Genomic DNA, 12,256 nt, shown 5'->3' with positions numbered 1-12,256 from the left:
TCATGAGTATGTGTACATTATTCAATGCGAATATATTCTACTGTTAATATTTCAATATTTTCCACTCCATCAGGGCCATGCAAACGCACTTCATCACCTTCATGTGCTTTTAATAAAGTACGCGCAAGCGGTGAAACCCAGGAAATTTTATTTCTACTGGTATCAATTTCATCTGTACCAACAATATGTACAGTCTGCTCCTGACCATTGCCGCGTAAAATAGTTACAGTAGCACTAAAAAAAATCTGATCACTGGGTTCACGTGCTTCCGGATCAATAACCTGTGCAGCTTCCAGTCTTTTAGTCAGAAAGCGGATACGTCGGTCAATTTCACGCAACCTGCGTTTCCCATACAAATAATCACCATTTTCACTTCGGTCACCATTACCCGCCGCCCAGTTCACCACATTAACAATTTCAGGGCGTTCTTTATGAACAAGCTGATAAAGCTCATCCTGTAAAGCCTGATGGCCCGAAGGGGTAATATAATTAGGTGCAGTCTGGGGTGCTGACACATTACTCATAAACTGTCTCCATAATTGACACAAAAAGGCTGTCTGAAAACACAGACAGCCTGCACGATTCTTCCAGAATTCAGCGATTATTTACGCTGGGCATCTACAGCAGCCAAAGCCACCATATTTACTATACGGCGTACAGAAGCCATAGGAGTAACAATATGTACAGATTCATTCATACCCATCAGAATCGGGCCAATTGTTACGCCATGAGATGAAGTACGTAACAGATTGTAACTGATATTCGCTGCTTCAACATTCGGCATTACCAGCAAGTTTGCTGCACCTTTTAGTTTGCAGTCCGGCATCAGTTTCTGACGCAGTTTTTCATCCAGTGCAAGATCACCCTGCATTTCACCATCCACGTTTAGTTCCGGAGCTGCCTCTTTAATTAAAGCAAGCGCTTCCTGCATTTTGGTGCTGCTTGGCTGATCAAGTGAACCGAAGTTTGAATTGGACAACAAAGCCACTTTTGGTTCTATACCAAAACGTTTCATTTCATCAACACACATCAGTGTATTAGCAGCAATCTGCTCTGCAGTCGGTTCTGGATTAACATAGGTATCAGCAATAAACATATTACCTGAGGTCATAATCAGTGCGTTCATAGCACAGGCATTCTGTTCAGGATTGTTATAGCCGATTACTTCTTCCAGAATATTGAAATGATCATGGAAGCGACCTACCGTGCCACACAGTAATGCATCAGCACTACCCATCCGCACCAGCATTGCACCAATCAGAGTAGAACTGCTAATCATCCGGCGCCGAGCCATTTCCTCGGTGACACCGTGACGTTTACGCAGCTCGTAATAAGCCTGCCAGTATTCACGGTAGCGAGGATCATCCTGATTATTTACAATCTCAAAATCCTTGCCTGGCTGTATAGTCAGACCCAGTTTTTTCGAACGTGCTTCAATTACTGCCGGCCGGCCAATCAGAATCGGAAAGGCCAGCTTGTGGTTAACAATGTGCTGCGTTGCATGCAGAACACGCTCATCCTCACCTTCACACAATACCACACGTTTCAGTTCTTTTTTCGCCTGAGAGAATACCGGTTTCATAAACAGGCTGGATTTATAGACAAACTGACTCAGTTTCTCTACATAGGCTTCCATGTCATCAATCGGACGGGTTGCCACACCGGAATCCATAGCTGCTTTGGCTACAGCAGGCGCCACTACAGCAATCAAACGAGGGTCAAATGGCTTCGGAATCAGATATTCACGTCCAAAAGAAAGCTCGGTATTGCCATAAGCAGCAGAAACTTCATCACTTAGCTCAGCTTTGGCCAGTTCAGCAATAGCATGCACACAGGCCAGCTTCATCTGCTCATTAATGGTAGTTGCACCTACATCCAGTGCACCACGGAAAATAAACGGGAAGCATAGAACATTATTTACCTGATTCGGAAAATCAGAACGTCCGGTACCAATTACCGCATCCGGTCGTGCAGCTTTAGCTTCAGGCGGCCAGATTTCCGGAGTCGGATTAGCCATAGCCAGAATAATCGGATCTTTGGCCATAGTTTTGAGCATATCCACGCTCAACACATTCGGACCAGATAATCCAAGGAAAATATCTTTGTCATGAACAGCATCAGCAAGCTTACGCTGACCATTATCCGGTATGGCGAATAATTTTTTCGATTCCACCATGTTTTCTTCACGATTCTGGTAAATCACACCTTTTGAATCGCACACAGTGATATTTTCACGCTTCATACCCAGCGCAACCAGCAGCTCCAGACAGGCAATCGCTGCTGCACCGGCTCCGGAACATACTAGTTTAACCTGACTGATATCTTTACCAACAACTTCAAGACCATTTTTAATCGCTGCTGCAGTAATAATTGCTGTACCATGCTGATCATCATGGAATACCGGAATGTTGCAACGCTCACGCAGTTTTTTCTCAATATAAAAACATTCCGGTGCTTTAATATCTTCAAGGTTAATACCGCCAAATGTCGGCTCCAATGAAGCAATAATATCTACCAGTTTGTCTGGATCAGTTTCATTAATTTCGATATCGAATACATCAATACCACCGAATTTTTTGAACAGTACTCCCTTACCTTCCATCACCGGTTTTCCAGCCAGAGCACCGATATTACCCAAACCCAGTACCGCTGTACCATTGGAAATAACTGCAACCAGATTACCGCGTGCAGTATATCTGTATGCATTCAGGGGATCACGGTGAATTTCCATACACGGTGCAGCCACACCCGGTGAATAGGCCAGTGACAAATCATATTGGGTAGCCAATGGTTTGGTAGGCGTAATTTGAATTTTACCGGGACGGGGTTCTTCGTGAAAATGTAATGCTGCTTCTTTGATTAATTCATCCATATCTTTTCTCAGTCTTAGGTTTTCAACACCAGTAAGCTGTTCTTGAAAGAGCACGCTAAAAAGTCACTTTTACCCGAGCAATTTACTAAATATGGCCAAGATAAAAGTTATTCACATTATAGCGTTAATTAACAAAATCATACACCGCTTTATTATCAGTATAATCAATTGCCATTCATTGTAAACATCCGGTTCTTGCGATTCTGCTGGATTTAAAACAACTATTCTTTAAACCGGAAAATACGTTTTCTTATTTTTATAAAACAACAGTCAGTATTTATTAAAATTATTTTTACCGGTTAATTTATATTCAGTCTGAATCATTATATTTCATATAATACAACCTGCTGATTAATTTATATAAATTCAGGAAATACAGTTCAGTTAAACTAATTTGTAAGAGAAATTATAGTTTTATAATCTGACCATATTATTCAGAATATGATTTATTTAAATAAAAACTATGCTATTAATCAGACAATGATTTCAGCAAATTTTAACTGGTATATCAATAAGCAGGCGCATCTGATATCAGGAACGCCGGCTTCAGACTAGTATGAATTTCAACATAGAGTTTTTTACAGCCAGCTTAGGATTATCCAGTATCTGATAATTGCCACCTTCCATTTCAATTGGCCAGCCATGCTGCATTTAAATCACGTAAAGCGGACTGATAGCGATCACTTAGACTGAAATCTGTACGCTGTCTGCCAAAGTTATGATACATCATTACATAAAATTCAGAATCGGCCAGCCATGGCGATGGGCATACTGCACCAGTTTCTCATCAGGATTAACGGCAACCGGATCAGTTACCAAATTGAGCAAAGGCAAATCATTATGCGAATCACTGTAAAAATACACTTTACTAAAATCGTCCAGTTGTTGCCCGCGCTGTGCTAGCCACTGCTGCAAGCGGGTAACTTTGCCTTCTTTAAAACTGGGCGTACCTGTATAGTGTCCGGTATAGTTACCATCTGCATCTGTTTCTAACTGCACGCCGATAATATTCTGAATACCAAACGCTTTTGCAATGGGTGCGATAATAAATTCATTAGTAGCAGACAAAAGCAGCATTTCATCACCAGCATCGCGGTGTCCTTGTACCAGCATTTTAGCCATAGTAGAAATATGCGGCACGATAAAATCGCGCATATACTCATTATGCATTTCATCCAGCTCTGCGCGGCTAAAGCGCGCCAGTGGTGCAAGCTGGAATTTCAGAAATTCATCAATATCCAGACAGCCATTCAGGTAATCCTGGTAAAATTTGTCGTTTTTCATGTCAACAAACGATTTATCTACCAGCCCTTTTTGCATCAGATACTTCGGCCATTCATTATCTGAATCACAGTTAATCAGTGTGTGGTCAAGGTCAAAAATAGCCAGATTCATGCATTTTCCTGTTGTTTAAGTAACTGGCGCAATAATGTAAGAGTGATGCGTCGACCCTGCGCCAGTGAATAATCATTCAGGGTATTAAGCATCAGAAGCAAGCTATCCAGATCTCTGCGCCAGTGAGCCAGCAAATAGCGGATTACTTCTGCGTCAACCGGTATTTGCCGTGCGTGAGCCATGCCTACCAGAGCATTGAATTTTTCTTCATCACTTAATGGTTTGATTTCGTAGACAAGACAATAGGCCATGCGTGTACGTAAATCTTCACGGATCATTAGCTGCTGAGGGGGGATTGCTGAACTTAAAAGCAGATTACCGTGCCGGCTGTTGCGAAAATGGTTGAAGAGAGAAAATAGTTGCTGCTGTTCAGTGGCACTGAGTAATTCAATCTGGTCTACGGCAACACAATCCAGATCGAACAGCCAGTGTCCCAGGCCTTCTCTGGCTGCATCAACATATTCAGCTTTCAGCCCGCGTGACTGTGCTTGTGCCACCCATGCTTTGAGCAAGTGGCTTTTACCACTGCCTGCTTCCCCCCAGACAAAGATAAACGGGTCAGCCTGATGCTGTAACACATAAATCAGTTCCGCATTGGTATGACCAAGAAATTTATCAAATCCGGGATAGCTACGATCGTCAAAGTCAAATATCAGTTGGTTCACTACAGTAGACCAGTTTGAAAGCTAGTGCGACCTTTGATTGTAGCTGTCTGCTTAGTTCATATCAAGCAGCATAACGATGGAATTTAACTGATGAATAAGGATTTTATATTTAACGGAAGTGAAAACCGACAGATAAAATATTTACTCCGACGGTTCGGCGGCAAATACCTGTTTCCATAGTTTCTTCACTATCTGATAATATTCAAGTAAGGAAGCATCTATGGGCGTAGTGACTGCGTCACGAAGACGGGTGTTATGCTGTAGCTGTCGATAATAACGATACGCAGTACGGCTGCCTTCCGCCAGTTTAGTGTCAATCAGCCCCAGCTCAGCAGCAATACTGAGTAAAGCAATATTGCCATAATTTTGTAATAATTGCGGATACTGATGTGCAAAAGAAAGAATCAGATACTGCACAATGAATTCCACATCAACGACACCGCCGCGGGCATATTTTACGTTACTGTCAACTGGGGGATGTGTAGGGAACATTTTTTCGCGCATGGCAATAATTTCTTTCCGAAGCTGTTCCGCATCACGCTGACGACACAGTATCTCATTCCGTATAGCATCAAAGCGTCTGCCAACTACACTGTCTCCGGCAATAAAGCGGGCACGTGTTAAAGCCTGATGTTCCCATGTCCATGCACTTTCACGTTCATAGCGCTCATAAGCCTGTATATGTGTGACGGTAAAACCGGAATCTCCGTTCGGACGCAGACGTAAATCAATATCATAGAGCATGCCGGCACCAGTCGGAACAGTGAGCCAGCTGGTCAAGCGGCGTGCCAGACGAGTATAAGTATCGACAGCATCCGGATGATTATCATCAAATACATAAACCAAATCCAGATCAGAAGTATAGCCCAGCTCTTTGCCGCCTAATTTGCCATAACCAATCACAGCAAAGTGCGCAGTATCAGTATGCCTGCGTGGTAACTCAGTCCACACTCTTGTAAGTGCAGTTTGAATAATCAGATCTGCTAAAGCGGAAAGCTGGTCAGATAAGGACTCAACTGTCCACAAGCCAGCCAGATCCTGCACAGCCAGACGGAAAGTCCATGCATGCTGAAACCGGCGTAAAACATCCATCTGGGCTTCAACATCACCGTGACACTCATTAAGCTGATGCTCGAGTTCAATCGAGTGAGCTGCCCAATCAGTATCTATACGCATTAATTCATTGCTGAGCAGCTCATCCAGCAATACCGGATGCTGCTGCAGATAAGTAGCCACCCAGCTGCTCTGGCTCATTAAACCAGCCAGTTTTTCCAGAGCCTCAGGATGCTCATGCATAAATGCCAGATAAGAGCTGCGCCGGCCGATGGCCTCAAGAAAATCCAGTAAACGGGCTAAAGTGACATCTGCTTGCGGACATTTTGCGGCAATACTAAGCACTGACGGTATGATTTCGTCAAAGCGCTGTTGCGCAGTGGACGATAACTGGCGGTACTGACTACCATGATGCAGTTGTTGCAGACGCTGCAATACATTTTTCGCATCAAACCCGTGCGCAGTCAGCAAAGCGATTTTTTCTTTGTTGTCACTTTCATCCTGCCATACACGCAGCATATCCGGATCGTTTACTTTGGCTTTGTCTTCCGGTTCAGTAAATATTGCTTCGAAAATCTGGTGCACAGCCTGTCTGTGCTGATTCAGGGCAGCCAGATAATCCTTATAGTCGCTGTATCCCATACTTTGTGCCAGCATTTGCTGTTGCTTTTCACCAGTTGGTAACATCTGGGTTTGCTGGTCATCCCAGTATTGCAGCCGGTGTTCGGTATCCCGCAAAAAATAATAGGCTTTCAGTAATGTATCGACACTATCCTCCGACAGCATACCGTGCTGAAGCAAAGCATGCAGCGTTTCCTGTGTACCTTTTAATTGCAGGCTGCGTACCTGTCCGCCCCGTATTAACTGGAATATCTGGGCAACAAATTCCACCTCACGGATACCACCGGCACCAAGTTTGATATTATCAGCCATACCTTTACGGGTAACTTCACGCTGTATCTGCCTATGCAGGTTGCGCATGCCGTCATAAGCATTAAAATCCAGATATTTGCGATATACAAAAGGTCGTACCAGTGCAGCAATATTATTCGGATAGTCAGTGACCAGACGCGCCTTTGTCCATGCATAACGCTCCCACTCCCGTCCCTGCTGAATCAGATAATGCTCCAGTGCGGTTTCATTGATTACCAGAGCTCCAGAATCACCATCTGGACGCAAACGCATATCAACCCGAAAGACCTGACCATCTCCGGTAATATCATTTAACAAAGCAATGATTTTCTGTCCGACTTTTGTAAAAAATTCCTGATTGCTCTTCTGTCGTTTACCATCAGTATTTCCGGCTTCCGGAAACACAAAAATTAAATCAATATCAGAAGATACATTCAGCTCATAGCCACCCATTTTCCCCATACCTACAATACTAAGGCGTTGCTTATCCCCGCTGTACTGGCCGACTGGCTGTCCGTACAAACCAGCATAGTAGGCATGTGCATACTGCTCAGCAATATTTATAGCGAAATCCGCCAGATGGGTAATAGTTACAGTGACTTCATTTAAATCGCTTACCCGCGCCAAATCACGAGCCATAATATGTGCCATTACATAACGGCGCAGCAGGCGTAACTGGCGTGCCAGTTCATCTTCATTTTCACTACTCTGTAATTGCGCCCAGTCAGCGAAATTCCGGAAATCATCAATGGTCAGTTGCCGCTCCAGCCAAGGATAAAGTTTGTCTGTATTAAGTAACTGATTATCCAGTAAACGGCTTAGAAACAATGAATACGGACGTGCTGCTGCAAGAATTTGTTCGGGAGTCATAATGGCATTAATAAGAATATGAATGCATGGTTTATCATACCGTCTGAAACTAATACTGTGAATCAGTAATTCAGAGACAATAACATGCAGTATTTCAGTGAGAAGCTGAATATTGCCGGAAATAAAAAAAGAAGTTTGCGCTTTCGGCGAAACTTCCTTTTTTCAGATTTAATTATCCAATGATGTAACTAATTAGTGATGATGGTGATCATGCGCTCCATGTACATGACCATGTTCCAGCTCCTCAGCCGTAGCAGGGCGAATGTCTTTTACTGTTGCTTTAAAACGAATACACTGTCCAGCCAACGGATGATTACCATCGACTACAGCTTTACCATCTGCTACATCGGTAATACGATAAACCATTACATCACCAGTTTCCGGGTCATCTGCTTCAAACATCATGCCCACTTCAACTTCAACCGGAAACACATCCAATGGTTCAATACGAATCAGATCTTCATCCTGTTCGCCAAATGCATCATCTGGTGCCAGTTTTACATCTACTACATCGCCAACCGTCTTATCATGTAACTGTTCTTCAACCAACGGAAAAATACCGTCATAGCCACCGTGCAAATAGCTAATCGGTTCTTCAGTTTTATCGATCAGCTGGTTATCAGCATTGAACATTTCATAGTCCAGTGTCACAACAGAATTTTTGGCGATTTTCATAATTTTTTTCCATAATCAAGCTGCACAGGCAGCAAACAATTTGTATTTTAACATGTAATGGTGCAAACCACATGACGTTACAGACTGCTATTGCAGACTATCCAGCCGTGCCATCATTCCGGCAAGAATACTTTTACCTTCCGACTGACTAACAATGGGTTCACTGCCCTTACGTCCCAGCAAACGAATATCTTCGCCCGGCATTTCATCAATAAAACGGCTGGGTTCATGAAATTCCCAGGAACCGGCACGTTTGCGTTTATGACAATGTGTAAGAGTAAGAGTTTGCCGCGCACGGGTGATACCCACATACATCAGCCGGCGTTCCTCATCAATATTGCCTTCTTCGATACTGTCAGCATGCGGAAATACTCCTTCTTCACAGCCTACCAGAAACACATGCGGATACTCCAGACCTTTAGACGCATGCAGAGTGGACATACTCACCATATCTGCATCTTCATCTTCTTTACCATCAAGCAATGTCATTAGTGCTATAGTCTGGGCTATTTCCAGAATATTCCGGCCATCTTCTTCACCTTTTTTGCCTATCCAGCTGAGCAAATCCTGCACATTGCGCCATTTAATTTCTCCGGCCCGTCCTTCCTCTGTATTGAGCAAATGTGTTTCATAAGCTATATCGGCAAGCAAACTGTGCAACAATTGTCCGGCATCTTCCACAGTAGCACGTGCCTGATAATCAGCCAGCAAAGCCATAAACTGCTGTAACGGTTCACGGCTTTTTGCTGACAACTCTGCCAGCGCATCCATACTGCGTGCAGCTTCAAATAAACTGCATTGTGCTACTTTGGCATAATTATTCAGCTTAGCCAGTGTGGTTTCACCTACTCCTCGCCGTGGTGTCGTTACTGCGCGCAGAAATGCCGGATCATCGTCCGGATTAGCAAGTAAACGAACATAAGCCAGTACATCTTTGATTTCGGCCTTATCAAAAAAACTTTGTCCGCCTGAAAGTCTGTATGGAATTCTCCGGCTGCGCAATGCCTCTTCAAAAACTCTCGCCTGATGATTACCCCGATATAAAATCGCAAAATCCCGGTAATGTACGGCATCACCACCAATCAATTTCTGATGAGCAATTCTGCTGACGACTACATCAGCTTCGTGAGCCTCATTTTTACAGGCAATAACATCAATCATGTCACCCAACCCGTATTCACTCCATAATGTTTTAGCAAAAAGTTTGGGATTATGGGCAATCACCTGATTGGCTACACGCAGAATACGTGCAGTAGAACGATAATTCTGCTCCAGTTTAATAATCTTTAAATCCGGATAATCTTGTTGCAGCAGACGCAGATTTTCCATATTGGCACCACGCCAGGCATAAATACTCTGATCATCATCACCTACGGCAGTAAACTTACCTTCTGCACCGGTAAGCAGACGCATCAGCGCATACTGACAGGTATTGGTATCCTGACACTCATCTACCAGCAGATAACGCAAACGAAGCTGCCACTTATAGCGAATATCTGCCTGTGACTGGAGCAGCTCAACCGGTATCCGGATTAGATCATCAAAATCTACTGCCTGATAGCTGGTCAGAGTATCCTGATAAGAGGCATATAACTGTCCCATCTGACGTGTCCATGTATCATCAGCCTGCCGAATAACAGCTTCTGGAGAAAGCAGGCTATTTTTCCACAGTGAAATCTGATGCTGGGCTTTAAACACCATTTCCCTGCCGGTGCTGCCCAGTAATTCACTGATGATTTTGCCCGCATCGGCACTGTCGAGAATAGAAAATTGTTTTTTATATCCCGCAGCTGCTGCTTCCTCACGCAAAAAGCGCATACCCAGCGAATGAAAAGTACATATAGTTAAACCGCGGGTTTGCGGTTTACTTAATAAATGACCAACACGCTCCTGCATTTCCCGTGCCGCTTTATTAGTAAAAGTAATTGCAGCTATCTGCTGGGCAGGATAGTGTGCTTGTGTAATCAGGTAAGCAATTTTTTCAGTAATAACACGCGTTTTACCACTGCCGGCACCAGCCAGCACCAGTAATGGTCCATCAAGATAGTGAATAGCTTCGTGTTGTTGCGGATTCAGATTTAACATGGTTTTATTGATGTTTCCGGCAAAAACACAACCGTACTGTTTATCAGGCCGGCTTCTGGTCAGCCGGATATCTTACAATTGCCAGTCTATCGGGCTTATTCCGTGCTCCTGCAGATATGCATTAGCCCGTGAAAAATGCCTGCATCCGAAAAAACCACGGTATGCAGATAAAGGAGACGGATGAGGTGCAGTTAATACCAGATGTTTTTTCCGGTCAATCATAGCACCTTTTTTTTGTGCATGGCTGCCCCAAAGCATAAATACAATATGTTCACGTTCAGCATTCAAGACAGCAATCACATGGTCGGTAAAAGTTTCCCAGCCCAGCTCTGCATGTGAATGTGCCTGACCGGCGCGCACGGTTAAAACGGTATTAAGCAACAATACACCTTGCTCTGCCCAGTGCTGCAAATAGCCATGCTGCGGAATACGAAAGCCGGGTATATCTTCAGCCAGTTCTTTATATATATTGACTAGTGAAGGAGGAATGGCTACACCTTGCCGTACAGAAAAAGACAAACCATGCGCCTGCTGCGGACCATGATAAGGATCCTGACCAAGAATAACCACTTTAACCTGGGCAAATTCAGTTGCCTTAAACGCATTGAACACATCTTGTGCCGGTGGATAAATCACCTTACCGGCCAGCCTTTCAGCACGTACTGTTTCCAGAATATGCTGAAAATATGGTTGCTGTTTTTCTGCACCAATTGCCTGATGCCATGTCTGCATTAGAACTTCCCCTGTCTGATAAAAAGGCAATTTATGCCTTGCAGTCGGCCTTATACCGGTCAAGCTGCCAATTTTAGCATAGCGGCAAAACTACTAATCATGCCTTATACGCCAGAAATGCGCTAACGGACCATACCCATGTCCCAGATGCCAGTGTTGCCCTGCCTCAATCGCACCATGTACATAACTTTTGGCAGCTGCGACTGTATTGGCCAGATTTTCATGCTGTGGTCGCAAAGCGGCTATCGCAGCTGAAAGAGTACAGCCGGTACCATGAGTATGTGAAGTATGAATCCGGAGACTTTTAAAACATACCGGTTCATTATCCCGTTCCATCAGCCAGTCTGCAGCATCTTCAGAATTATTACGGTGCCCGCCTTTTACCAGTACTGCATGACAGCCTTCATCCAGTAAAATCTGTCCCTGTTCGAGCATTTCTTTGTCCGTAGTGGCTATCGGCTTATGTGTCATGATAGAAAGTTCAAAAAGATTAGGTGTCAGAATATCAGCCAGCGGCATCAGCAATTGCTTCATTGTCTGCACAGTATTTTCTATCGACAAAGCTGAACCGGAAGTAGCCACCATAACCGGATCCAGTACAGTAAAAGGCAGATGATATTGTTGCAGTGATTGAGCAACCGTACGGATGCTGTCAATATCAGCCAGCATACCGATTTTGACCGCATCAATACGAATATCAGACATCACTGCCGCACACTGAGCCTCTATCATATCCGGCGTTACTACCATAACCTGCTGTACGCCAAAAGTATTCTGTGCAGTGATGGCTGTAATCACACTGGTACCATATGCGCCCAGCGCAGCAAAAGTTTTTAAGTCCGCCTGAATACCTGCTCCGCCACTGGAATCAGATCCGGCAATAGTTAAAGCACGGGGGTAAGGCTTGGCGAGCGCCATAAGCATCTCCCTGAAAATTTTTATTTGTCAACGAATTAACTTATATATACTTCCAGAAAAAAAAACAAGCCCGTATAAA

9 protein-coding genes are annotated in these 12,256 nt (G+C 44.0%); all 9 read right to left on the bottom strand.

Annotated elements, in window-relative coordinates; all coding sequences use genetic code 11:
• Positions 1–17: 17 nt before the first annotated feature.
• A complete protein-coding gene (gene greB, locus H3V00_RS00895) occupies positions 18–524 on the bottom strand; it encodes a transcription elongation factor GreB (protein WP_084547692.1) in 507 nt (168 codons plus the stop codon).
• A gap of 77 nt (positions 525–601) precedes the next feature.
• Positions 602–2,872 carry an NADP-dependent malic enzyme gene (locus tag H3V00_RS00890; protein ID WP_025330355.1) on the bottom strand — a complete coding sequence of 757 codons (2,271 nt, stop codon included), beginning with the start codon at positions 2,870–2,872 and terminating at the stop codon, positions 602–604.
• A gap of 729 nt (positions 2,873–3,601) precedes the next feature.
• The gene (locus H3V00_RS00885; protein ID WP_198206670.1) at positions 3,602–4,267 is read right to left on the bottom strand and encodes an HAD family phosphatase; all 666 of its coding nucleotides are present in this window, start codon (positions 4,265–4,267) and stop codon (positions 3,602–3,604) included.
• Positions 4,264–4,932 carry a DnaA regulatory inactivator Hda gene (gene hda, locus H3V00_RS00880; protein ID WP_025330353.1) on the bottom strand — a complete coding sequence of 223 codons (669 nt, stop codon included), beginning with the start codon at positions 4,930–4,932 and terminating at the stop codon, positions 4,264–4,266. Before hda ends, H3V00_RS00885 begins: the two co-directional genes overlap by 4 nt.
• Positions 4,933–5,073: 141 nt before the next feature.
• Positions 5,074–7,767 carry a bifunctional [glutamate--ammonia ligase]-adenylyl-L-tyrosine phosphorylase/[glutamate--ammonia-ligase] adenylyltransferase gene (gene glnE, locus H3V00_RS00875; protein WP_198206671.1) on the bottom strand — a complete coding sequence of 898 codons (2,694 nt, stop codon included), beginning with the start codon at positions 7,765–7,767 and terminating at the stop codon, positions 5,074–5,076.
• Positions 7,768–7,959: 192 nt separating this feature from the next.
• Complete coding sequence (locus tag H3V00_RS00870) at positions 7,960–8,442, bottom strand: peptidylprolyl isomerase (RefSeq protein ID WP_025330351.1); 483 nt, start codon at positions 8,440–8,442, stop codon at positions 7,960–7,962.
• An 87-nt stretch (positions 8,443–8,529) separates the two neighbouring features.
• Complete coding sequence (gene rep / locus H3V00_RS00865; RefSeq protein ID WP_100125280.1) at positions 8,530–10,527, bottom strand: DNA helicase Rep; 1,998 nt, start codon at positions 10,525–10,527, stop codon at positions 8,530–8,532.
• Positions 10,528–10,599: 72 nt separating this feature from the next.
• On the bottom strand, positions 10,600–11,259 hold the full coding sequence (ung, locus tag H3V00_RS00860; protein ID WP_025330350.1) for a uracil-DNA glycosylase: 660 nt from the start codon (positions 11,257–11,259) through the stop codon (positions 10,600–10,602).
• A 93-nt stretch (positions 11,260–11,352) separates the two neighbouring features.
• Positions 11,353–12,177: a bifunctional hydroxymethylpyrimidine kinase/phosphomethylpyrimidine kinase gene (gene thiD / locus H3V00_RS00855; RefSeq protein WP_025330349.1), complete on the bottom strand. Its 825-nt coding sequence runs from the start codon at positions 12,175–12,177 to the stop codon at positions 11,353–11,355.
• Between the last annotated feature and the right edge of the window lie 79 nt (positions 12,178–12,256).

The sequence above is a fragment of the Snodgrassella sp. W6238H11 genome (assembly GCF_016100525.1).
GTDB classification, from domain to species: Bacteria; Pseudomonadota; Gammaproteobacteria; order Burkholderiales; family Neisseriaceae; genus Snodgrassella; species Snodgrassella alvi.
This window is presented reverse-complemented; position numbering and strand designations above follow the sequence as displayed.